This is a genomic window from Streptomyces sp. LE64, from assembly GCF_052606915.1.
In genome coordinates this window covers 3,588,112-3,609,979 of the sequence record NZ_CP199708.1, presented here as the reverse complement: position 1 = coordinate 3,609,979, position 21,868 = coordinate 3,588,112, and the positions used below count along the sequence as shown (strand labels likewise).

Here is a 21,868-nt window from a genome sequence, read left to right as displayed (position 1 = left end):
GTTCCTCCGGGGCGGGGCTCAGTCGTCGCCGGGCGGGCCGACGAGGACGGCGCCGGTCTCCGCCATCCGCTCGACCGCGTAGGCCGGGTCGATCAGTGCTTCGGGGGTGTGGAGGCCCGGTGCGACGGCTTCGCCGCGCAGCCCGAGCAACCGCTCGACGCCGAGGGCGATGCCGGTCGCGGTCAGCGGGCGCTGCCCTGCCGGGTGGACCAGGTAGCGGCTCGTGCTGATCGGTGCGCCCGCCCGGTCCGTTCCTTCGAGGTCGATCCGGGCCTCGAAGGACGCGGGGCCGCCGCGGCGTCGGCCTGCGGATTCGCCGACCGCGAAGGCGAAGCGGACGTGGAGCGCGTCCGTCGCGAGGGCGAGGCTCGGTACGTCGAGGACGGCGATGTGCCGGCCGGGCAGGTCGACGCCGTCGGTGCTGCGCACGTGCGTCCGTGCGTCGGGGTCGGAGACCCAGGTGAAGACGCCGTCCCGGCGCACCAGGCCCGCCGTGGTGGCGGTGGACCACCGCGCTAGATCCGCCGTCCCCGCGGGCCCGCCGGTGTCCAGTTCGTCCAGTACGGTGCCGATGCGGACGGTGTCGATCCGGTCGAACCGCCGGGCCGAGTGCAGTGCCGCGAGGACGACCGCACCGGCGCAGTAGTGGCTGGCCACCAGGATCGGCGCGGCGTGGGCCCGTTGGGCGCCCGCTACGACCTCCGGCGCGATGTCCGTCAGGCCGCTGGAGATGCTGAGGTACGGCAGCCCGCGGCGCTGCGCGTAGCGCAGCCCGTGCAACTGGTCGTCCCAGAGCGCGGCGACCACCGCCGAGTGGGGGCGGTCGGCCGGGAGGCCGAGATCGCCGCGCCGCAGATCGATGCCCGTGGCCGTCGCGGCGCCGAGGGCATCGGCCACCTCCTGTGCGCGCTCGACGTCGCGACCCGCGATCGTCAGCGGCAGGTCCGGGTGCCACTGCCGCAGGAGGGCGGCGGCCCCCGTGCCCGCCTGGCCCGTACCACCCAAGATCAGTACCGATTCCGGCCGTCCCACTGCGGGTCCCCCTCGCATCCACATGAAGCTACATTTTGTAGCCTACGTTTTGTAGCTTAACGTGGGACGAGAACGCAAGGGAGGACCATGGCCACCACACCGACCCGCCTGTCCAAGCCGGCCAGGCGGGAGCAACTGCTCGACGCCGCCGTGGCGATCGTGCGCGCCCGGGGTGCCGACGGCCTGACGCTGGTCACCCTCGCGGAGGAGGCCGGGGTGAGCCGGCCGATCGCCTACGACCACTTCGCCACCCGCCCCGGCCTGCTGCTCGCGCTCCACCGCCGACTCGACGAACGCCACCGGGCCGCGATCACACGGGCACTGCGGGACGCCGCGCCCGGCGCCGGCGCGGTCGCCCGGGTCATCAGCACCGCCTACTTCGCCTGCGCCACCGACATGCCGGAACTCATCGCCGTTTCCGCCGCGCTGAAGGGAAGCCCGGAACTGGGGTCGGTCCAGCACGAGTCGAGCGACGGCTACGCGGACCTGATGGCCACCGCGCTGTCGCCGTACTCCGACCTCGCACCCCGAGCCCTCCGGCTCCGGTGCGTCGGCCTGCTGGGGGCGGCCGAGGCGATCGCCGACGAGCTGAACCGGGCGCGGACGACCGACGGCGAAGCGGTCACGGCGTTGACCGGGCTGATCGTGGGGGCCCTCGGCTCCGGGGCCGACCGCTAGCCCGTGCGACCGGCACCGTCGCGCCCCGGTGGCCCCGGCAAGGAGGACGGCATCGCCCGGCCGCCAGGGGCGGCCGGGCGTCCGGTCACGGGGTGGGCGGGAGCCGGTAGACGGAGACGTGGGAGGGGGAGTCGGCGGTGAACTCGGCGCCGGCCCAGTCAGCGTGCCGGTCCTCCAGCGCGAAGCCGGCCAGTTGGGCCATGAGGTCGAGCTCGGCGGGCCAGACGTAGCGGTGGGGGGTGCGGAACAGTCGTGCCCGCCGGGTCTCGTCGAAGCGGAAGTGGTGGGACACGAGCAGTTGGTGGACGGTGTCGTAGGTGTCCAGGCCGAGGTAGCCGGGCTCGACCCCCCAGACCGTGGCGTCCCGGCCCGGGGGCAGCCGTCGCAGTTCGGGCACGCCGAGCTCGACCACGAACCGGCCGCCGGGCCGCAGGTGGCGGGCGGCGTTGCGGAAGCACTCGACCTGTTCGGCCTGGGTGAGCAGGTTGGAGATCGTGTTGTAGACGAGGTAGACCAGGGTGAACTCGCCGGGCACCACGGTGGTCGCCATGTCGCCGACGGCCACCGGGACGGTCGCCGCGTCGACCTTGGCGCGCAGTCGCTCCACCATCGCCGGGGACGACTCGATGCCGTGGACGGGCACCCCGCGCTCGGCGAGCGGGACGGCCACCCGCCCGGTGCCGACGGCGAATTCGAGTGCCGCCCCCTCCCCCGCGAGCCCGGCCAGGCGTGCCACGGTCGGCCCGAGGACCTCCGGTGCGAACATCCCGGTTCCGGGGGTGTCGTAGTCGCGTGCCGCGTCAGCGTCCCACAGGTGCGTCGTCCGTTCCGTCTGCATGCCGTCCACGCTCACCGCCGACCCGGCGGCCTGTCCACCGAATATGCACCCGGACGGGTGACCGTGGACGAGAACCCGCCAGGCCGCACCGGCACCCCGCTCACCCCGTCACCCGCACCCCCAACTCGGCGGCGAACCGCCAGGAGAGGTCGAGGAGTTGGGCGGGACTGATGACGGCGCCGCGGAGTCCGCCGATGCCGCGCGCGTCCTCCAGCCCACTGGCGCCCCGCAGGTCCACGTCGATCATCCGGGCCGCCTGGAAGTCGGCCTCCCTGACCGTGCAGTCATGGAACTCCACCCGCTCCCAGACCGCGCCCGCGAAGTCCGGCTCGACCAGCACCACCGACTCGAAGACCACGTCCCGCAGCCGGGCCTGGCGCAGGTTCAGGTAGTCGATCTTGCCGCCGCGGATCACCACCCGCTCCAGGCCCGCCCCGTACAACTGCACCCCGCCGAGCCGGGCGTCCACCACCTCGGTGTCCCGCAGGGTGGCCCCGGCCAGGTCGGTGCCGACGCCGCGGGGAGCGGTGAGCACCGAATCGATCAACCGGGCCCGGTGCAGCCGGGTCTCGTCCAGGACGAGGCCCCCGAGCCGGCATTCGAGGAACTGCGCCCCGCCGGCGTCCCAGCGGGTGCAGTCGAGGTCGGTGAACTCCACCCCGTCGTAGTCGCCGTCCGGTTCCCACTCCGTGCCGGTGAACGGCACCAGCACCGGTTGCCCGAGCCGGGGTCGTCGGGCCGGCTTCACCACCGCGTCGCGCGTCATGCCGTCCATCGTGCACCCCGCCACTGACATCGACGCCGCCCGCGACGGGTGCCGGCACCCGTCGCGGGCGGTCGAACACCCTGCGGCAGCGGCCGTTCGCTGCTTGGATGGTCCCTCCGGCACGGACTCGACGAACGGTGGGCGGCGCAGTGGTACGGGACCTGTACAACGTCCGGTTGCGACCGGTGGAAGGGGGCCCGACACCCCTGACCGAGGAGGAGGAGCAGCGCACGCGGGCGGTGTTGTTCCACGAGCTCGGCAACGTGATCGCCGAGCGGGGCCGGGTCCGGTTCCCCGCGTACTCGCCGCCGGAACGCCGTCGACTGGTCGAGGTCGCGCAGCGGCTCGGCGCCCACTGGGGGCAGCAGGTGTTCGTGGTGGCCGAGGACGAGTGCGCCCTCCTGCTCCACCTCGCCGGCCACGGACCGGAGTCGACGGCTCCGGGGCTACCCGGGGCGTAGGACCCGCCGTGCGGTGGGGGCGGGCCGCGGGCGGCGTCCGTAGGGTCCTCGCATGGCCGAGCCCTCCCATCTGACAGCGGTGCGGGAACCGTACGACACCGTGGCCGCCGCCGACGCCGAGCGCGTCCCCGACCCGACCGCCCTGGACCCCTCTCGCGTGCGGTGCTCGCCGCGTTCGCGGAGCTGGTGCGGGTCGGCGACCGGGGGCCGGTCGCGGACCTGGGCTGCGGTCCGGGCGAGGTGACGGCGCACCTGGCCGGCCACGTGGGCGCCGGTGAACGGCTGCGGCCGACCCGCGCCTACGGCGACCGCCCGGTGTCGTACGACTCCCACCGGCCCCCCGCCGACCGGCTCGGGGAGTTGCTGGAGGGGGCCGGGTTCGTGGTCGGCGCCCGGCTGCTCCAGGAACCGCCGGCGGGGTCGGCCTGGCGGATCGCCAGCTTCCTGGCGCACCGGCCCGCCGACGTCGGCACCCCTTGACCTCAAGATTGGTCGAGGTCGCAGGGTGGGGCCGTACCGTCGCTCCCGGGCCCCCGGGGGCGCGTCCCCGGTCACGAGGAGTCGTCCGCCATGCGCGCCATCCGTCTGCACGCCTTCGGTCCCGCCGAGAACCTGCTGTTCGAGGAGGTCCCGGACCCCGTTCCGGCGGCCGGCGAGGTCCTGATCGAGGTCGCCGCCGCCGGGGTGCACGTCTTGGACACGGTGTTGCGGCAGGGCGTCGCCGGCCCCGGGCCGGGGCCGGCCGTGCTGCCCACCGTCCCGGGGCGCGAGGTCGCGGGCACCGTCAGCGCGGTGGGCCCCGGCGCCGACCCCGTCTGGGCGGGGCGACGGGTGGTGGCCCACATCGGGATGAACCCGGGCGGGTACGCCGAGCGGATCGCGGTGCCCGCCGAGCGGTTGCACGAGGTGCCCGAGGGCTTGGACGCCGCCGCCGCGGTCGCCATGATCGGCACCGGCCGCACCGCGATGGGCATCGTCCAGTTCGCCGAGCCCGGCCCGGACGACGTGGTGGTCGTCCCCGCGGCGGCCGGCGGGCTGGGCACCCTGCTCGTGCAGCACGCCAGGAACGCGGGCGCGGTGGTCGTGGGGCTGGCCGGCGGGGCGGCCAAGGTCGCCCGGGTCCGGGCGGCGGGCGCCGACCTCGCCGTCGACTACCGCGAACCGAGCTGGGCGGGGACCGTGCGGGCGTTCCTGGACGCCGGCGCCGGGCGCCCCGGCACCCCGCGCGGGGCGACGATCGTCTACGACGGGGTCGGCGGGGACACCGCACGGGCCGCCGTGCACCTGCTCGCCCCGGGGGGCACCCATGTCGTCTTCGGTTGGTTCGGCCACGCCGACCCCCTCGACGCGGGGCCCCACCGGCCGCACGAGACGTATCTGAAGGAGCGGGGGATCAGCTCCCGGGAGGTGCTCGGGCCGGTGATGCTGGAGCGGGCGGGCGGCGAGAACCCGCTGCGCACCCTGGAGCTGCGGTCCCTGTCGCTGGCCGCCCGGGGGTCGCTGGTACCGGCCGTGACCCGGTACCCGCTCGCCGAGGCGGCCCGCGCCCACCGGGAGCTGGAGGGCCGGCTCACCGTCGGCAAGGTCGTCCTGGAACCCTGACCCCGGACCGGCCGGGGCCCGGAGTCCGCGGATGCGGGTCGGGGGGTTCCGTGGTGTTCTGACAGGGTGAGTACGTCCCCGAGCGGTGCCCCGGCAGGCGAACCGGCGACGGAGGGCGCCCCGGACCGGCACCGGTGGTGGGGGCTGGTCGTCATCGCGCTCGCCCAACTCATGGTGGTCCTCGACGCGACGATCGTGAACATCGCCCTGCCGTCCGCCCAGCGCGACCTCGACATCTCCAACGCGGACCGGCAGTGGGTGATCACCGCGTACACCCTGGCCTTCGGCGGTCTGCTGCTGCTGGGCGGGCGGGTCGCCGACCGGGTGGGGCGCAAGCGCACCTTCGTCATCGGCCTGATCGGCTTCGCCGCGGCCTCCGGGCTCGGCGGGGCCGCCGCAAGTTCGGGCATGCTGTTCGGGGCGCGGGCGCTCCAGGGCGTGTTCGCCGCCTTGCTCGCGCCCTCCGCGCTCTCCCTCTTGACCACCTCGTTCATCGACCCGAAGGAACGGGCCCGGGCGTTCGGGGTGTACGGGGCGATCGCCGGCGGCGGGGCCGCGATCGGGCTGATCATGGGCGGGGTGCTCACCGAGTTCCTGTCCTGGCGCTGGTGCCTGTACGTGAACGTGCCCATCGCCGCGATCGCCGTGCTCGGGGCCCTGTTGCTGCTGCACGACCGCCCCGGACACCGGGACTCCCGCCTCGACGTGCCCGGGGTGGTGCTGGGCTGCGGCGGGCTGGTGGCGATCGTCTACGGGTTCAACGAGGCCGAGCCGCGCGGCTGGGGCGATCCGCTGGTGCTGGGGCTGCTGCTGGGCGGGGTCGCCCTGCTCGCCGTCTTCGTGTGGTGGCAGGGCCGCGCCCCGCACCCCCTGCTGCCGCTGCACGTGATCCGGGAGCGGAACCGGGCCGGCTGCTTCCTGACCATGGCACTGGTCACCATCGGGCTGTTCGGCACCTTCCTGTTCCTCACCTACTACCTCCAGACCGTGCTCGGGTACTCGCCGCTGAAGGCCGGGCTGGCGTTCCTGCCGATGACCGCGGCCATCATCATCGGCTCGACCCAGGTCTCGGCGCGGCTGATGCAGCACGTGCCCCCGCGGACCCTGATGGTGCCGGGGCTGATCGTCGCGGCGGCCGGGTTGACGATCCTGACCCAACTGACCGTGCACGCCGAGTACGCGACGCACGTGCTCCCCGCGGAACTGCTGCTCGGGCTGGGCATGGGCACCACGTTCATGCCGGTGATGGCCACCGCCACGCAGGGCGTCGCCCCGCGGGACGCCGGGGTCACCTCGGCCACCGTGAACACCTCCCAGCAGGTGGGCGGCTCCATCGGGACGGCACTGCTCAACACCATCGCCACCAGCTCCGCGACCGCGTACGTGGCCTCCCGGCTGACCCCGGCGGAGGCCCGGGACCCGGCGGCGGTGGCCCGGCTCACCAACGTGGGCGTGGTGCACGGCTACACGGTCGCCATCTGGTGGGCCGTGGGCATCATGCTGCTGGCCGCGGTGATCGCCGGGACGATGGTGACGGGACGTCCGCAGCGCCAACCGACCCCGGCCGGGCAGCCCCTGGGCGAGACCGCCACCTGACCGCGGTGGGCCTCGTGATTTCCTACGGCACGGGGCGATGAGTTCTGGGCCGCGCCGCGGTCTGTCCTGTCGCCAACATCAAGTGATCGAAGAGGAGCGAGTCCCGTGCGCATCGTGATCAGCGAGTTCATCAGCCTCGACGGAGTCGTCCAGGCGCCCGGCGGCCCGGACGAGGACACCGACGGCGGCTTCACGCACGGCGGTTGGACCGCCCCCTTCTTCGACCCGGAGGTCCTCGGCGGCTTCATCGACGGCGCCCTGTCCTCCGCCGAGGCGCTGCTCTTCGGGCGCCGCACCTGGAAGGTGATGGCCGGTGCCTGGCCCGAGCGGTCCGGCGACCCCTTCTCCGACCGGATGAACGCCCTGCCCAAGTACGTGGTCTCCCGCACCCTGACCACCGAGGACCTCACCTGGAACACCACCCTGGTCCCCGGCGACGAGGCCGTGTCCCGACTGCGCGCCCTGGCCGGTGTCGAGGGCGGCGACCTGCTGGTGATGGGCAGCCCCGCCCTGGTGCGCACCCTGCTCGCGGAGGACCTCGTCGACGAACTCCGGCTGATGACGATGCCGGTGCTGCTCGGCGGCGGCAAGAGCATCTTCCCCGCCGACGGCGGCCTGCGCACCCTGGCCCTCGCCGGCACCGCCACCACCCCCAAGGGCGTGGTCACCAGCACCTACCGGCGGACGACGGACTGAGGGCGAGGGGCCCGTACCCACGGCGGCCTTCCCCAGGGGTCGGGCCCACGGCCGGGCCCGGGCGCGCGGGCTAGGGGGCCGGGACCGGCGCGCCCAACGCGGCCAGCGCCTCGTCCGTCAGTCGGTACACGGTCCACTCGTCCTGGGGGCGGGCGCCCAGCGCACGGTAGAAGTCGATCGAGGGCCGGTTCCAGTCGAGGACGGACCATTCGAGTCGCTCGTAGCCGCGGGCCACGCAGATCCGGGCGAGTTCGGTCAGCAGGGCCTTGCCGTGGCCGCCGCCGCGCCGCTCGGGGCGGACGTACAGGTCCTCCAGGTAGATGCCGTGCACCCCGCGCCAGGTGGAGAAGTTCAGGAACCACAGGGCGAAACCCACCGGTTCCCCGCTCGCGTCGTCCACGGCCAGGTGCGCGTACGCGGCGGGCCGCTCCCCGAACAGCGCCTCGTGCAGTTGCTCCTCGGTGGCCCGCACCTCGTGCAGCGCCTTCTCGTAGTCGGCCAGCTCGCGGACCATGGCGTGGACGGCGGGCACGTCGTCGGGGGCGGCGGTACGAATCATGCCGGCAGTAAACCCCGTGTATCGGACAGCGGTCCAGTGCTCCCGAAGGGCGGGACGATCCGGCGCTCAGCCGAGCCGGTGGGAGAGCAGCCGCTCGGCGATCCGCAGCTGGACGTCCTGGAGGGGCTCGCCGTCCTCGACGTCCCAGAGCGAGTTCTGGAGCACCCGGGCCAGCGTCCAGCGGGCCGCACGGGCCCGGTCCAGGCCCAGCCGTTCGGTGAGGTGGTCGAAGCGCCACAGCGTCTCGCCGTCCTCGTAGCGGTTGTCGAGGGCCGGCATCAGGTCGAAGCCCGGGTCCCCGACCAGCGGGTTCGGGTCGATGGCGAGCCAGGGCTCCCGCGTGGCGGCGAGGACGTTGTCGAAGTGCAGGTCCCAGTGGAGCAGCCGGTCCCCCGGCTCGGGCAGCACTTCCCGCACCGCCTCCCCGCAGGCGTCCAGCACCCGCCGGGCCCCGGGGTCGTCGATCCCCTCCAGGGCGGCGGGCAGCGCCGCGAGCATGTCCGCGGCGATGTCCGCGAGGTGGCGCATCCCCGCCGGGCCGGGGACCGCGGTCAGCCGGGCCAGCAGGTCACCGATCACCGCGACCGCGGCCCGGGAGTCCGCCACGTCGTCCAGCGAACGCCCCCCGTCGGCGCGCTCCAGCAGTTGGGTGGTGGTCCGCCCGTCCTCTTCGAGGAGCCGGACGCACCCCCGGCCGTCCCACAGCCGCAGGGCGAGCCCCTGGTGCTCGCTCTCCTCGTCCGCCACCTGCATCTTCAGCACCGCGGGCGTCCCGTCGGCCCGGTCCACCGGCAGCACCAGGGACGCCATCCCGTGCATGGCCGGGCCGGTGATGCTCAGCTCCCAGCGCTCGACGAACTCGGCGGCGCGCCGGGGCAGGTCGGCGATGAACGCCCGACCCGCCTCCCGCTTGTACCGGTGCTGGCTGGCGATCAGTTCTGCGGGGATCTCGAACGGGGGACGCGGCTGGGCCTTCTCGGTCATCCGGCCGATCCTAGGGAGCGTCCCGCGCGGGGCGCCCCCGAATTTCGGGCGGTGCCCTCCGTTCGGCGGGTACCGGGCGCCCGGGCCGCCGCGGCTCACTCCACGTCGATGCCGAAGTCCCCCACCAGCTCCTCCAGCCCGCCCTCGTACCCCTTGCCGCCGACCACGAAGTCCCAGTCGCCGCCCGCCCGGCGCCGGAACGAGCCGAGGACCAGGGCCGTCTCGGCGGGACGGCCGTCGGAGACCTCCAACCGGTCGAGTTCGGCGCCGTCGGCGTCCCGCAGCCGGATGCCGGCACCGGTGAACCCGGCCAGGTCGGCGTCCGGGTTGACCTCCGGGTCCACGGCGGCCACCAGCACCAGTCGGTCGGCCCCGGCGGGCAGCGCGTCGAAGGCGACCCGCACCGCGGCCCGGTCGCCGGCGAAGCCGCCGAGCATCCGCACCGCACCGTCCGGGGTGCCGGGGTTGTTGAAGAACACGAACCAGTCGTCGCCCAGCACCCGGCCGCCCCGGCAGACCAGGGCGCACACGTCCAGGGCGACCGCACCCGACCAGTCCATGCCGAGCACGTTGTACTCCTCGCCCGCCGCCCCCTCGGCTGGGGCGCCGGCGGGCGGGTCCACCGGCAGCACCAGGGTCGCCGCCGAGGCGGGCGCCGCCGGGACGGTGCTCGGGGCGGGGCCGCCGCCGAGGCGCCCCAGCAGTCCGTGCATGTGCAGCAGGTCGACGAGTTCGGGGCCGGACACCAGGGTCAGCGGCTTGCCGTTGGCGAAGGTGTACGAACCGGGGCCGAAGCCCGAGGTGGTCACCAGGACGCCCTTGTTGGCCCCCTGGTCCTGCACCGTGCCGTACAGGTCCCGCACCGCGCTCGGCGGGACGGTGTTGCGGTAGCGCTTGACCTGGACGACGATCTTGCCGCCGCTGATCGGGTCGGGGTCGACGGCGTCCACGTCCACCCCGCCGTCGCCCGAGCGCTGGGTGGTGACGGCCTGCATGCCCCGGGCCCGGAACAGTTCCGCCACCAGGTCCTCGAACTCCAGCGGGTCCATCTCCAACAGGTCCGGTTCGGCGCCCCCGCCGTGGCTGACCACGTCCACGCCCACCTGCTCCGGGGTCCGCACCGGCCGCACCGCGGCCCGCTGGTCCGGCTTGGTCGACAGGGTGCCGCCCAGGGCGTCGCCCAGGCAGTCCACGGCGTTCACCAGCTCCAGCCGCAGCCCGCCGAACACGGCCCGCTCCGCGACCACGGAGGCCACCACGATCTCGGCCCGCCGGCCGGTCGCCGGGTCGTAGTCGTCCACGAAGCCGTTGAGCGCGACGGATTCCAACACCTGGTACTCATCGGCGGCGAACACGTCCCGCAGGGCCAGCAGCACGCTCTGCGCGAGCACCTCCCGGTACAGGGAGCGTCGCTGGGTGACCGGACGCGGACTCTCCTTCACCTGGTCCGCGTTGATCATGTACCGGGCGGACCTGCTCTCCGGAACGACCTCCAGCGCGGGCAGTTCCCAGCTCAGCACGAGTTGCCGGGGCCCCGGGTCGAAGGCCGCCGTCACCTGCCGCGGAAAGCCCTCCGGCCAGACCGAATTGGCGTACAGGGCGGCGGAGAAGTACTCCACCACCGTGTCGGGATCCCCGGCGCGCAGGGCGACGGCCATCGTCCCCACGCCCTCGTTGTGGGCGCGCACCTCGGCCAACTGGCCGGCGGCCCACTGCTCGTAGCGGTGCCGGTAGTCCGCGAGTTCGCGCAGCCGGCGCTCCTCGGCGAGCCGGGCCGTCTCCCAGTCCTGCCGGTACCGGTCCTGCGCCTCCTGCTGGGCCCGCGCCCGCGCCCCCGGCCCCCAGCCCCCGCCGTGGGCGACGTAGGCCCGCGGGTCCGGCACCGGCACCGGGACGGCCAGCGGCCCCGGCGCGAACTCCGCCACCGCGGCCTCGCGCCGCAGCGCCGCCACCCGGAACGCCGGTGCCCCGCAACCGGCGGCCAACAGCCCGGACAACTCCGCGACCCGGGCCTCGATCTCCTCGGTGCGGCGCAGTGCGTCCGCCTCCCGCTGCCTGCGGTACGCGGCCTGCTGTTCCCGGTGCATCCGCGCCAGGTCGCGTTCCCGGGCCCGCTGGTCCCGCTCGTACTCCCGTTGTCGTCTGGCCTCCTGCCGCCGGGCCTCCTCGTACTGCCGCTGCTGCTGCCGCTGAGCCTCGGCCCACGCCCCGATCAGCCCACCCGAACGCCGCCCCACCGAGCCCGTCCCCTAACTCTCCTGCGCGCCACCACCGCACGGCCCCGAACCTTTCCCCGCCCGGCCGTCCGGTGCTCCGACCCACCAGTCTGGCCAATGCACTCACGTTCCGACAGGTTTTCGCCTGAATTCGGCGGAGTGCACGCCTCGCCGGATCGTGGACGGAGGCGGGGACCCCCAGGGTACGCGGCGGGCCACGCACGGTGACGGGCACGGCGGACGCGCGCCGTGCCCGGGTCACCGCACGGGCTCAGCCCCGCCATCCGGCGCCCCCGGGGCGGGACGGAGACGACTACGAGGGAGAGGGCGAGGGCGAGGGGGAGGGGGAGGGGGAGGGGGAGGACAGGGTGCACCAGACCACCGCTCCCCCGGCCTGGACCCCCCAGTCGTCGACGAGCGCCTCCACCAGGTCCAGACCGCGTCCCCGCTCCGACAGCGGGTCCTGCGGTATCGGCTCCGGGGGCACGGAGCTCCGTCCCCCCGGCATGCTCCGGTCGAAGCCGTCACGCGGGGCGTGCGCGGCGCGAGGGCCAGGACGCGGCACGGGCCGGGCGCCGGCGCGGGGGGCGTGCGCCGCCGTACCGGACGGGACTCCCCGCGCCTCCGGGCCGGGCCGGGAACCGGGTCGGGCGTACGGGGCGACCTCGTGCACCGGCCCGGTGCGCACCTCTATGCGCACCGTGCGCCCGCTACGGCCCAACCGGATGCCGACCTCGTCGCCGCGGGCGTGCTGGAAGGCGTTGGTGACCAGTTCGCTGACCACCAGTTGGGCCGGCTCGACGAGGTCCTCCAGCCCCCAGTGGCGCAGTTGCGCCCGGACGATGCGGCGGACCTGCCCGGGGCGGGCCCGGTCCCGTTCGGTGAGGGTGCCGGGGGGCGAGGCGCGCAGGTAACTCACGGCACAACCCGCCTGAGCCGCCGCACCCGTCGCCCTCGGACCCCCGCCCGCGCCCCCTGTCGCACATTCGTTCCTGAGGTCGATCGTTCTGGTGCCGCTCACCCTGAATTCTCCCGATGGACTGGTTCGCTCTGTGTCGATGGATGTCGCTGGTTGTCAATGGATGCTGCTGGATGGCTCTGGATGGCCTTCAATGTCCGTGCAAGAGATAACCGTCTGGGTGGTGTTCACCGGTACCTTTGGAGACCAGTGGGACCGTGAATACCGTGAACAACCCAGATCGGCACGGGGAGTTGAGGTCATGGCCACGAGAAAACGCACTCCTAACCCGAACCTCGCCCGGCTACTCGACGAGGCCGGATGGACGCGGACGCAACTCGCACAGCAAGTGAACCGGCTCGGGCCGCAGGCCGGTTTACGTCTGACCTACGACCGCACCGCGGTCGCGCACTGGATCGCCGGTACCTCACCGAGGCCGCAGGTCAGAGCACTGATCGTGGAAGCGTTGTCCGCCCGCCTGGGACGCCCGGTGACCCACGCCGAGGCGGGCCTGGCACCGGCCGCACGCACCTCGCCGACCGGCGAGCCGGGCTCCACCGGGGACTCGGTGGAGGAACTGATCGAACTGGGCCGGGCCACCATGGACCCGTCCCGCCGGGGCGTCCTCGCGGCCTCGGTGTTCTCCGCCGCGCTCACCCTGCCCGCGTTCGCCGCCCCCGCGCACGCCGCTCCCCGCCCCACCGCCACCTGGCGACCCGGGCAGCGCACCGTGCGCATCGGGGCCTCGCAGGTCTGGTCGGTGCGGACGATGACCACCCGGATCGCGGACATCCTCGACGAATTGGGCGCCGCCCACGCCATGCCGATGGCCTCCGCGTTCCTCGTCAACACCGTTGGCCCCTGGCTCAAGGCCCGGGCTGACGAGCCGGTCCGCAAGGACATGCTCGCCGCGGCGGCCGACCTGGCCTACCTCACCGGGTGGATGGCCATGTACGAGAAGGCCCACGGCATGGGTCAGCAGTACTACGTACAGGCCCTGAGCCTCGCCCGGGAGGCGGAGGACCAGGTCACCTACTGTCGGACGCTCCGCGGCATGTCCCTCCAGGCGTCCCACCTCGGGCACGGACGCAAGGCGCTGGAACTCGCCGACTCGGCGGCCGAGGCCGCTCCCTCCGCGGCCCCCCGGCTGGTCGCGTTCCTCCGCGGCCAGCAGGCCCACGCCGCGGCGATGGTGGGTGACCGTCGACAGGCGCACGACCGGCTCCGGGAGGCGGAGAACGCCCTGTCCCGGGCGGACGACCGACGCGAGGCGGTCGGCGGCTACGACCGCACGGCCTGGCTGTTCCACATGGCCCACGTCCTGCACGAGGAACGGGACCTCCAGGGCAGCGTCCGGGTGCTCCAACAGTCGATCAAGCACCAGCCCACCCAGGAACGCCAGGGCCGCGCCCATGCCTACGCGGTGCTCGCCGGCCGCCAACTCGCCCTGGGCCACGTGGACGCGGCCTGCCACAGTTGGGGCCGGTTCCTCGACGACTACGAACACGTCAGCAGCGCCCGCGCCGACGACCACTTCCGCACCCTGCGCGGCGTCCTGCGCCGCCACGCGGGGGCCCGCCCGGTCACCGCGCTCACCCAACGAACCGGAGAGATAGCGGCGTTGAAGGCCGCCTAGCACCGACCGTCCGCGCCCGACTAGTCACGGTGGACACCCGGCAGGCATCGTCCGCCACCCCTCCCCCGCCCGCCGCTCCGCGCCTAGACTGCCCCGCCCGGGGCCGCCGATCCGCCTCCGCGCGGCTCGGGCGCGGTCCGCGCGGAGGCGGAAGCACGGAACGCGAACGGCGGGGGAGGGCGACGGACAGTGCCCAGGAGAACGGGCCCGGGAAAGCGCATCTCCCGGCTGCGACAACGCGGCCGGGAGACCGAACGGGTGGCGCGTGCCCAACAGTTGCGCAAGCCCGCCGAACCCGAACCACCCGCCGGCCTCCTCCGACGCACCTTCCGCGACCACACCTGGCTGACGGGGGCGCTGGGCGTGGCCCTCGGAGCGTTCCTCACCATCGTGGGCACCAAGCTCCCCGGTGACTTCGTCAACGTGCCGGCGCTGAGGGACGAGTTGCGCAGCGGCCCGGACGTGTCGTCGGCCGTGATGCCCGTCTACCTCGACGACGAGGGTCGGACCAAGGCCACCCGGACCGAGTACCGTCCGAACCGACGGATGCTGGACGCACTCGGCCGACCGGGCATGGCGGCCTCACCGGAATTCGAGAACGCCATGCAGGAGGCGGAAGCGGTCCACGTCGACAAACTCACGCTCCGGCTCGTCCTCACCGCGCACCGGAACCAACAGGTGAACGTCATCGACATCACCCCCGAAATCGTGGAGCGCAGCGCACCGTGGTCCGGCACGCTCTTCAGCGTGCCCTCTGAGGCCGGCAGCCCCACCATGAACATGATCTTCGACATGGACCGTCCGCTCCCCGTCGCCCGTGACGCCGCATTCGACGACAAGACGAATGAGTTGGTCGGCGGAAAACCCTTCTTCGCCCAGCGGACCATCACCCTGCGGGACACCAAACAGCAGGTCGTCTTCGTGCGCGCCACGGCCGACCGCCACTACGTGGCCTTCCGGCTCAAGGTCACCTACATGCTGGGCGGACAGCGGAAGACCACGACCGTCGACGATCTGGGTCGCCCCTTCCGGCTGACCGCCTTCAAGGGCGACCAGGAACAGGGCACGGCCGACTACCCCCGCGTCTTCTCCCTCCAGGGGGACTTCTCCCTCTGCCAGAGCCTCCCCGCCACCCCGAGGTGCGAGGCGTGACCGACCGCCGCGCGCCGCTGGGCTGGCTCGCCGTCGCCCTCCTGACCGCCGGCACCGCGACGGTGCTCCTGCTGCCCTCCGACCAGCACACCACCCCGCCCCGGGCGAAGCCCTCCCCTTCCGCCCCTTCCGCACCCCGACCGCCCCTGGAACTCCCCCCGCGCTGCGCCGGGCCCAACCTCAACGGCCTCGCCCCCACCGTCCGGGCCGCCTGGCGGAAGGCGGTCGCCCCGATCCACGAAGCCGCCTGCACCGGCGACTACCGCCGGCTGGCCCGCCACGTCCAGTTCGAGGGCGACCCGGGCGGCTTCACCACCGCTCCGTGCGCGGGCTGCTCCTCGGCGGAGATCGTCGACATGTGGCGCCGGGAGTACGGCTTCCGGGCCGCCGACCTCGCCCGCCTCCTGGAGACCCGCCCGCTCGTCGAGCAGGGCGGACTGCGGTACCAGCGGGGCCGGAACGTCACCTGGTTCGCCCGCGGCACCTTCGACGTCCCCGGCCAGTGGACGACCTTCTACCCCGACTGCCAGGTGGAACCCGACTGTTCTGGCTACGTCCAGCGACCGGTCGCACCGTGACCCACCCGGCCCGCACAGACGCAGACACCCTTCGGAGACGCACGTGATCGACCTGATGGTGATCTACACCGACCGACTCGACGCCTGCCGCGACTTCTACGCCGACCTCGGCCTCGTGGTTCATCCGTGAACAGCACGCAACGGTCCGGAGCACTGGTCCTCACCGTTCCGCTCTAGGGCCCGCGCAGGCCCCTGCCAGCCCGAAGCTCCCGGTTGACGCGCCTGCTCACGGGACGACGATGCCCCCGCGATTCGACATCGCGGGGGCATCGTGCCAGGTCATACGGAGAGCCCCCTGTCGGATTCGAACCGACGACCTTCGCTTTACAAGAGCGGCGCTCTGACCAGCTGAGCTAAGGAGGCGTGTCGGTGCAGTGTACCCAGAGTAGGGGGCCGCTCCGGAGGGGAATCACGATGAAGTTCACACCCTCGTAACGGATGACAGATCGGGTGGGGGCCAGGTAGCGTCCAGAAGCAGTTCACTCGAATGGACTACACCACTGAGTCATCCGCTTCGGGGCTCCCGGGACGGATCACCTTCTTCCACTCGGATCGTCCGGCACGTTCCTGCCGGTGAAGGGGGCTTCACAGCCATGGCATCTGTCACGTTCGACAAGGCGACCCGGATGTACCCGGGCGGCACCAAGCCCGCCGTCGACAGCCTGGAGATCGACATCGCGGACGGTGAGTTCCTCGTCCTCGTCGGCCCCTCCGGCTGTGGCAAGTCGACCTCCCTGCGCATGCTCGCGGGTCTGGAGGAGGTCAACGGCGGCGCCATCCGCATCGGTGACCGCGACGTCACGCACCTGCCGCCGAAGGACCGGGACATCGCCATGGTGTTCCAGAACTACGCGCTGTACCCGCACATGACCGTCGCCGACAACATGGGCTTCGCCCTGAAGATCGCCGGCGTCAACAAGACGGACATCCGCGCCAAGGTCGAGGAAGCCGCGAAGATCCTCGACCTCACCCAGTACCTGGACCGCAAGCCGAAGGCGCTCTCCGGTGGTCAGCGCCAGCGCGTGGCGATGGGCCGTGCCATCGTCCGCGAGCCGCAGGTGTTCCTCATGGACGAGCCGCTGTCGAACCTCGACGCCAAGCTCCGCGTGTCCACCCGTACGCAGATCGCCTCGCTCCAGCGGCGCCTGGGCATCACCACCGTGTACGTGACCCACGACCAGGTCGAAGCGCTCACCATGGGCGACCGGGTGGCCGTGCTGAAGGACGGCCTGCTCCAGCAGGTGGCCTCGCCGCGCGACATGTACGACCGTCCGGCCAACCTGTTCGTCGCCGGCTTCATCGGCTCCCCGGCCATGAACCTGATCGAGGTCCCGATCACCGACGGCGGCGTGAAGTTCGGCAACTCCGTGGTGCCGGTCAGCCGCGACGCCGTGACGGCCGCCGCGGACAAGGGCGACCGCACCGTCACCGTCGGCATCCGCCCCGAGCACTTCGAGGTGATCGAGCACGAGGGCGCCTCCGCCGCCAAGACCCTCAGCAAGGACGCCCCGGCCGGTCTCGCGGTCCGGGTCAACGTCGTCGAGGAGACCGGCGCCGACGGTTACGTGTACGGCACCGCCGAGGTCGGCGGCGAGACCAAGGAACTGGTCGTCCGCGTGAACGGTCGCCGGGTGCCGGAGAAGGGCACCGAGATCCACGTGGTGCCGCGGCCGGGCGAGAGCCACGTGTTCGCGACCTCCACCGGCGAGCGCCTCACCGACTGACGCACCGCCCCGCGGTCGGCCTGGCGTCCTCGGACCGCCGCCCGACCCACGATCGACCCCGGAGCCCCGCGCACCAGGAGCCCTTCCTGGTGCGCGGGGCTCCCGCGTGATCCGGGTGATCCGGGCGATTCGCGCGGGCACGGAGGCCGACCGGCACGGTGACCGAGCCGGTCATATCGCACGTCAGGCAGCTTTTCGAGCAGCGTTCGTCAACACGGGGCCAGTGATGACCGGGATAAACCTCCCTCAAGAGAGTGACTAAAGGTCTTCACCCGACTACCGACCGCTACGCTGCCCTGCGTGACGCTTTCCCACATCTACAAGCAGCGCCGGAGGCGTGGCCCTGCCCGCCGCATCGGCCGCTCGCTCGCCTTCGTCCTGCCTGTCGTGCTGGTGCTGTCCGGCACCCTCGCGGTCACCTCGGTCAACTGGTCGGGTTCCCAGGAGTCGGTGCTCACCGCGTCCGCGGAGAGCGTGCCCAGCCGCACCGAGGCCAAGGCCCCCGCCGCCCACGAGGTACTGCGCCACCGACTGCTGCGGGAGCTCCAGGAGAAGGACCCGAGCGCCGCCCTGACCCACCTCCAACAGGAGGTCGACCGCAGGCCCTCGTTGGCCAAGCACTGCGCGTCGATCGCCCGTTCCCTCGGCAAGGCCGCCGTGCGCGCCTACGGTCCGGCCCGTGCCCAGTCCTACGCCCGACCGGTCTGTGACACGGCCTTCGCCTCGGGCGTGGCCGCCACGCTCTGACCGTCCGGTCCGACCCCCGCGCCCGCCCCACGGCGGGCCCGCCGACGCCGCGCACCCCGTGACGCGTGCCGCCCCCGCCCCGTGGTGGTGCGCCCCGCGAGGTGTGCGGCCTCGGCACGTACAGTTTCGGCATGACCGATCCGCACGCCCACGCGCGTCCGACACAAGCCGTCGTCCTGGCCGGGGGCCAGGGGTCGCGGCTGCGCCCCTACACCGACGACCGGCCCAAGCCGATGGTGGAGATCCCCGGCACCGGCACCCCGATCATCGGGCACCAGCTGGCCTGGTTGGCCGAGGAGGGGGTGACCGACGCCGTCGTCTCGTGCGGGCACCTGGCGGAGGTCCTCCAGGAGTGGTTGGAGAAGGCGGACCTCCCGCTGCGGGTGACCACGGTCGTGGAGAAGGAGCCGCTGGGGCGCGGCGGCGGGCTCAAGTACGCGGCGGCGCACCTGCCGCACGCCGATGAGCCCTGGTACGCCACCAATGGCGACATCTGGACGCGTTTCTCGCTGCGCGAGATGGCTTCCTTCCACGCCGAGCGGGACGCCACCGCGACGCTGGCGCTGGCCCGGCCCCGGATCCCCTGGGGCGCCGTGGAGACGGACCGCTTCGGGCACATCACCGACTTCGTCGAGGCCCCGCCGTCCCCGTTCCTGATCAACGCGGGCGTGTACGTGTTCTCCGCCGCGTTCACCGAACTGCTCCCGGAGCGCGGCGACCACGAGCGCACCACCTTCCCCCGGCTGGCCCGCGCCAAGCGCCTGGCCGGCTTCCCGATCCCGCAGGGCGCGTACTGGCGCGCCATCGACACGGCGAAGGACCTGACGGAGGCGTCGAAGGAACTCGCCGCCCTCGCCCCCTGAGGCCGGCCCCACCCGTTGCCGCGGGTCTAGCCGATCAGGCCGCCGACGAGGCCGGTGCCCTCTTCGGCGCCGCCGGACGAGGCGCCCTCGCCGCTGGTGCCGGTGCTGGCGCCGGTGGCGCCGCCGCCGGTGGTTCCGGTGCTGGCGCCCGTCGAGGCGCTGCCGCCCGAGGAGGGGCCGGCGCTGGTGGCCGGGGCCCGGGTCGGGGCCGGCTGCCGGGCCGGGGGCTGCTGGACGGTGCCCTGGGTGGCGCTGGGCGTGCCGGCGGTGGTGGCCCCCGTGTCCTGCGGGGCGTCGGTGACGGTGCCGGGGGTGACGGCGGGCTGCGAGGGCCCGGCGGACGACCGGGGCTCGCTGCGGGTCGGGGTGCCGGAGGGGGTGGGGGTGCTGCTGGGACGGCGCTCGGTGGACTCCCGGGGCAGCGGGGATCCGGGCAGTTCGTTGCGCGGGGCCTGGCCCGGTCCGGGCACGGTGACCCGGTCGGCGTCGCGGACCGCGCCGCCGAGGACGGAGCCGAGCAGCAGCGTCAGCCCCACCGCGACGGAGGCCACGACCACGCCACGGCGCAGCACCCGGGCACGCAGTTCCCAGAGCCCGGCGCGCGGTCCCAGGGTGCGGTACGCCTCGGAGCCGAGCCGGCCGTCCACCGAGTACACCGGGGCGCCGGCGATGATCAACGGCGACCAGGCGGCCAGGTAGATGATGTCGGGCGCGTCGTAGGCGGGGACGGTGTGCCAGCTGACGGTCACCAGCAGCGCCGCCGACAGCAGGGCCCCGACCACCGCGGCCACCCGCTGCCAGAGTCCGAGGACGGTCAGCACGCCCACGATGACCTGAAGGAAGGCGATGGTGAGCCCGGCGCCCACCGGGTGTTGGAGGGCGAAGTCCCGCAGCGGCTCGGCCAGCCCCCAGGGGTGCAGCGAGTTGAGCCACTTCACCATGGAGCCGCGTTCCCCGCCGTCGAAGTAGACGGGGTCGCTCAGCTTGCCCAGGCCCGCGTAGATGGAGATGAAGCCGAGGAAGACCCGCAGCGGCAGCAGGACCACGCCGAGGTTCAGCCGGCGGCCGGGGTAGTAGGCGTGGTGGCCGCGGGCGTCCTCGTCGCGCCGTTCCCGGACGCCGTCCCCGTCCTCGTCGTGGTGCCGGGCGTCGCCGTAGTCGTCGAGGTCGTAGGCGTAGTGGCCGTGCGGGTCGGAGCCGGCGGGTCCGTCGGCGACGAGGGGCAGGCCGGCGGTGTCCTCGTAGGCGCTGCCGGCGGCGCGGGGTTGGACGGGCAGCAGCCGGGTGCCGGTGTCCTCGACACCGGTGGTCTCGACGGTGTCGTCGAGCGCGGTGCGGGGCGTCAGCCGGGGGACGACCCGGGTGGCGCCGCCCTCGTCGGGGGCGAGGGCGGGCCGGCGCACGCCGCTCTCCCGCACCGCCTGGAGCAGTCCGGTGGCACCGTCGCCGGGGGCGGACCGGCCGCTCCAGACCACGGGTGCGCGCCGGCGCGCGCCGGCTGCTGCGGGGGCGCGTCCCGGGTCGGCTCCCCGGGTGATGCGCGGGGAGCGCGTCGGCACGTTGAGCTGCACGCGGAAGCTCGCATGATTGACGATGACCTGCGCCGGATCGCTCGGCACCTTCACCATGCTCAGCGCGGGAGCGTCGTCGAATCCCGACGAGCGGGCCCCCGTGAGTGTGCGGGGTGTTCTGGTGTCCACACTCATCTAACCGAGTGACGCTCGGTTAGGACACTGCCTTGACCCGGCCGAAGATGTCCGGCCCCCGACAAACCCGCCGCGGGGGTCAGCGACGGCGCTGCCGGGCGGCCTCGTAGAGCACCACGCCGGCGGCGACGCCCGCGTTCAGCGACTCGGCGCCGCCCGGCATCGGGATGCGCACCCGCACGTCGCAGGTCTCCCCCACCAGCCGGGAGAGCCCCTTGCCCTCGCTGCCGACCACGATGACCACCGGGCCGGCCAGGGCGGCGAGGTCCCCGACCTCGGCCTCCCCGTCGGCGGCCAGGCCGACCACCGTGAGGCCGGCCTTCTTGTACGCCTCCAGGGTCCGGGTGAGGTTGGTGGCGCGGGCCACCGGGGTGCGGGCGGCGGCGCCCGCGGAGGTCTTCCAGGCCCCCGCGGTCATCCCGGCCGCGCGGCGCTCGGGCACCACCACGCCGTGCCCGCCGAAGGCGGAGGCGGAGCGGACGACGGCGCCGAGGTTGCGGGGGTCGGTGACCCCGTCGAGCGCCACGATCAGCGGGTCGCCGCCCTCGTCGTGGGCGGCGGCGACCAGGTCCTCGGGGTGCGCGTACTCGTAGGGCGGCACCTGGAGGACGAGTCCCTGGTGGTTGAGCCCGTCCGTCATCCGGTCCAGTTCGGGGCGGGGGGCCTCCATCAGGTGGATGCCGCCGCGCTCGGCGGCGAGTTGGAGCGCCTCGCGGACCCGCTCGTCGTTGTCGATGAACTGCTGGACGTACAGGGTGGAGGCGGGGACGCCGCCGCGCAGCGCCTCGACGACCGGGTTGCGGCCGACGACCAGTTCGGAGGTCCCCTTGCCGCCGCGGCCGCGCGGGGTGGCGGTGCGGCCCTGGGAGCGGCGGGCCTTGGCGTTGGCGGCGCGCTGCTTGGCGTGGCCCTTGCGCATCTCGGCGGGCGGGGTGGGGCCCTTGCCCTCCAGGCCCTTGCGCCGCTGGCCGCCACTGCCGACCTGCGCGCCCTTCTTTCCGGACATGCGGCGGTTGTTTGCGGCCATGACGTATCCGTTCCTCGGGTGTCTCTCGGGTGCATCGGGGTCGCGTCCG

At 73.7% G+C, this 21,868-nt stretch carries 20 protein-coding genes, 1 tRNA gene and 1 pseudogene; 12 read left to right on the top strand and 10 right to left on the bottom strand.

Annotated features, from left to right (window positions below; genetic code table 11):
- Positions 1-18: 18 nt before the first annotated feature.
- Complete coding sequence (locus ACSMX9_RS16395; protein ID WP_445394853.1) at positions 19-1,005, bottom strand: saccharopine dehydrogenase; 987 nt, start codon at positions 1,003-1,005, stop codon at positions 19-21.
- Positions 1,006-1,119: 114 nt separating this feature from the next.
- On the opposite strand from ACSMX9_RS16395, the gene ACSMX9_RS16390 reads away from it, so the two are divergent.
- Entirely contained in the window at positions 1,120-1,710 is a 591-nt protein-coding gene (locus tag ACSMX9_RS16390) for a TetR/AcrR family transcriptional regulator (protein WP_445394852.1), read from the top strand.
- 85 nt (positions 1,711-1,795) lie between these two features.
- On the opposite strand, the gene ACSMX9_RS16385 is transcribed toward ACSMX9_RS16390, so the two are convergent.
- On the bottom strand, positions 1,796-2,548 hold the full coding sequence (locus ACSMX9_RS16385; protein ID WP_445394851.1) for a class I SAM-dependent DNA methyltransferase: 753 nt from the start codon (positions 2,546-2,548) through the stop codon (positions 1,796-1,798).
- 100 nt (positions 2,549-2,648) lie between these two features.
- The gene (locus tag ACSMX9_RS16380; RefSeq protein ID WP_445394850.1) at positions 2,649-3,314 is read right to left on the bottom strand and encodes a pentapeptide repeat-containing protein; all 666 of its coding nucleotides are present in this window, start codon (positions 3,312-3,314) and stop codon (positions 2,649-2,651) included.
- A gap of 137 nt (positions 3,315-3,451) precedes the next feature.
- Here ACSMX9_RS16380 and ACSMX9_RS16375 point away from each other — a divergent pair, with 137 nt between their 5' ends.
- From ACSMX9_RS16375 to ACSMX9_RS16355, 5 genes and pseudogenes are all read left to right on the top strand, one after another.
- Complete coding sequence (locus ACSMX9_RS16375; protein ID WP_445394849.1) at positions 3,452-3,775, top strand: hypothetical protein; 324 nt, start codon at positions 3,452-3,454, stop codon at positions 3,773-3,775.
- A gap of 52 nt (positions 3,776-3,827) precedes the next feature.
- Positions 3,828-4,255: pseudogene (locus ACSMX9_RS16370) on the top strand (hypothetical protein).
- Positions 4,256-4,345: 90 nt separating this feature from the next.
- Positions 4,346-5,377 carry a zinc-binding dehydrogenase gene (locus ACSMX9_RS16365; protein ID WP_445394848.1) on the top strand — a complete coding sequence of 344 codons (1,032 nt, stop codon included), beginning with the start codon at positions 4,346-4,348 and terminating at the stop codon, positions 5,375-5,377.
- A 171-nt stretch (positions 5,378-5,548) separates the two neighbouring features.
- Positions 5,549-6,973 (top strand): MFS transporter, encoded by a 1,425-nt coding sequence (locus tag ACSMX9_RS16360; RefSeq protein ID WP_445403006.1) that lies wholly within the window; start codon positions 5,549-5,551, stop codon positions 6,971-6,973.
- A 105-nt stretch (positions 6,974-7,078) separates the two neighbouring features.
- Entirely contained in the window at positions 7,079-7,669 is a 591-nt protein-coding gene (locus ACSMX9_RS16355; RefSeq protein ID WP_445394847.1) for a dihydrofolate reductase family protein, read from the top strand.
- Between the two features lie 70 nt (positions 7,670-7,739).
- Here the strand turns inward: ACSMX9_RS16355 and ACSMX9_RS16350 are convergent, their stop codons facing one another.
- From ACSMX9_RS16350 to ACSMX9_RS16335, 4 genes are all read right to left on the bottom strand, one after another.
- Positions 7,740-8,228 carry a GNAT family N-acetyltransferase gene (locus ACSMX9_RS16350; protein WP_445394846.1) on the bottom strand — a complete coding sequence of 163 codons (489 nt, stop codon included), beginning with the start codon at positions 8,226-8,228 and terminating at the stop codon, positions 7,740-7,742.
- A gap of 66 nt (positions 8,229-8,294) precedes the next feature.
- On the bottom strand, positions 8,295-9,212 hold the full coding sequence (locus tag ACSMX9_RS16345; protein ID WP_445394845.1) for an aminoglycoside phosphotransferase family protein: 918 nt from the start codon (positions 9,210-9,212) through the stop codon (positions 8,295-8,297).
- Between the two features lie 95 nt (positions 9,213-9,307).
- Positions 9,308-11,449 (bottom strand): restriction endonuclease, encoded by a 2,142-nt coding sequence (locus ACSMX9_RS16340; RefSeq protein ID WP_445394844.1) that lies wholly within the window; start codon positions 11,447-11,449, stop codon positions 9,308-9,310.
- Between the two features lie 292 nt (positions 11,450-11,741).
- Positions 11,742-12,347 (bottom strand): ATP-binding protein, encoded by a 606-nt coding sequence (locus ACSMX9_RS16335; RefSeq protein ID WP_445394843.1) that lies wholly within the window; start codon positions 12,345-12,347, stop codon positions 11,742-11,744.
- 301 nt (positions 12,348-12,648) lie between these two features.
- Here ACSMX9_RS16335 and ACSMX9_RS16330 point away from each other — a divergent pair, with 301 nt between their 5' ends.
- The 3 genes from ACSMX9_RS16330 (at position 12,649) to ACSMX9_RS16320 (ending at position 15,752) form a co-directional block, all read left to right on the top strand.
- On the top strand, positions 12,649-14,022 hold the full coding sequence (locus tag ACSMX9_RS16330) for a hypothetical protein (RefSeq protein ID WP_445394842.1): 1,374 nt from the start codon (positions 12,649-12,651) through the stop codon (positions 14,020-14,022).
- 189 nt (positions 14,023-14,211) lie between these two features.
- Complete coding sequence (locus tag ACSMX9_RS16325) at positions 14,212-15,174, top strand: hypothetical protein (protein WP_445394841.1); 963 nt, start codon at positions 14,212-14,214, stop codon at positions 15,172-15,174.
- Positions 15,171-15,752, top strand: a complete 582-nt coding sequence (locus ACSMX9_RS16320) for a hypothetical protein (protein WP_445394840.1) — start codon at positions 15,171-15,173, stop codon at positions 15,750-15,752. Before ACSMX9_RS16325 ends, ACSMX9_RS16320 begins: the two co-directional genes overlap by 4 nt.
- Before the next feature lie 289 nt (positions 15,753-16,041).
- Here the strand turns inward: ACSMX9_RS16320 and ACSMX9_RS16315 are convergent.
- Positions 16,042-16,115: transfer RNA gene (locus tag ACSMX9_RS16315), tRNA-Thr, on the bottom strand.
- Between the two features lie 230 nt (positions 16,116-16,345).
- Between ACSMX9_RS16315 and ACSMX9_RS16310 the strand changes: the two genes are divergently transcribed.
- The 3 genes from ACSMX9_RS16310 to ACSMX9_RS16300 all read left to right on the top strand — a co-directional run bounded on the left by ACSMX9_RS16310 (position 16,346) and on the right by ACSMX9_RS16300 (position 19,086).
- Positions 16,346-17,476 carry an ABC transporter ATP-binding protein gene (locus ACSMX9_RS16310; protein WP_445394839.1) on the top strand — a complete coding sequence of 377 codons (1,131 nt, stop codon included), beginning with the start codon at positions 16,346-16,348 and terminating at the stop codon, positions 17,474-17,476.
- Between the two features lie 300 nt (positions 17,477-17,776).
- A complete protein-coding gene (locus tag ACSMX9_RS16305) occupies positions 17,777-18,223 on the top strand; it encodes a hypothetical protein (RefSeq protein WP_445394838.1) in 447 nt (148 codons plus the stop codon).
- A 131-nt stretch (positions 18,224-18,354) separates the two neighbouring features.
- A complete protein-coding gene (locus ACSMX9_RS16300; RefSeq protein WP_351243391.1) occupies positions 18,355-19,086 on the top strand; it encodes a nucleotidyltransferase family protein in 732 nt (243 codons plus the stop codon).
- Positions 19,087-19,112: 26 nt separating this feature from the next.
- On the opposite strand, the gene ACSMX9_RS16295 is transcribed toward ACSMX9_RS16300, so the two are convergent.
- Both ACSMX9_RS16295 and rlmB read right to left on the bottom strand, forming a co-directional pair.
- Positions 19,113-20,786, bottom strand: coding sequence for a DoxX family membrane protein (locus ACSMX9_RS16295; RefSeq protein WP_445403005.1), 1,674 nt, complete (start codon positions 20,784-20,786; stop codon positions 19,113-19,115).
- Between the two features lie 85 nt (positions 20,787-20,871).
- On the bottom strand, positions 20,872-21,819 hold the full coding sequence (rlmB, locus tag ACSMX9_RS16290) for a 23S rRNA (guanosine(2251)-2'-O)-methyltransferase RlmB (RefSeq protein WP_351243389.1): 948 nt from the start codon (positions 21,817-21,819) through the stop codon (positions 20,872-20,874).
- Positions 21,820-21,868: the final 49 nt, after the last annotated feature.

Coding starts and splice junctions, on each gene's coding strand:
- ACSMX9_RS16380 (WP_445394850.1), bottom strand. CDS start 3,314: ATGACGCGCGACGCGGTGGTGAAGCCGGCCCGACGACCCCGGCTCGGG.
- ACSMX9_RS16360 (WP_445403006.1), top strand. CDS start 5,549: ATGGTGGTCCTCGACGCGACGATCGTGAACATCGCCCTGCCGTCCGCC.
- ACSMX9_RS16385 (WP_445394851.1), bottom strand. CDS start 2,548: ATGCAGACGGAACGGACGACGCACCTGTGGGACGCTGACGCGGCACGC.
- ACSMX9_RS16390 (WP_445394852.1), top strand. CDS start 1,120: ATGGCCACCACACCGACCCGCCTGTCCAAGCCGGCCAGGCGGGAGCAA.
- ACSMX9_RS16365 (WP_445394848.1), top strand. CDS start 4,346: ATGCGCGCCATCCGTCTGCACGCCTTCGGTCCCGCCGAGAACCTGCTG.
- ACSMX9_RS16345 (WP_445394845.1), bottom strand. CDS start 9,212: ATGACCGAGAAGGCCCAGCCGCGTCCCCCGTTCGAGATCCCCGCAGAA.
- rlmB (WP_351243389.1), bottom strand. CDS start 21,819: ATGGCCGCAAACAACCGCCGCATGTCCGGAAAGAAGGGCGCGCAGGTC.
- ACSMX9_RS16350 (WP_445394846.1), bottom strand. CDS start 8,228: ATGATTCGTACCGCCGCCCCCGACGACGTGCCCGCCGTCCACGCCATG.
- ACSMX9_RS16330 (WP_445394842.1), top strand. CDS start 12,649: ATGGCCACGAGAAAACGCACTCCTAACCCGAACCTCGCCCGGCTACTC.
- ACSMX9_RS16300 (WP_351243391.1), top strand. CDS start 18,355: ATGACCGATCCGCACGCCCACGCGCGTCCGACACAAGCCGTCGTCCTG.
- ACSMX9_RS16310 (WP_445394839.1), top strand. CDS start 16,346: ATGGCATCTGTCACGTTCGACAAGGCGACCCGGATGTACCCGGGCGGC.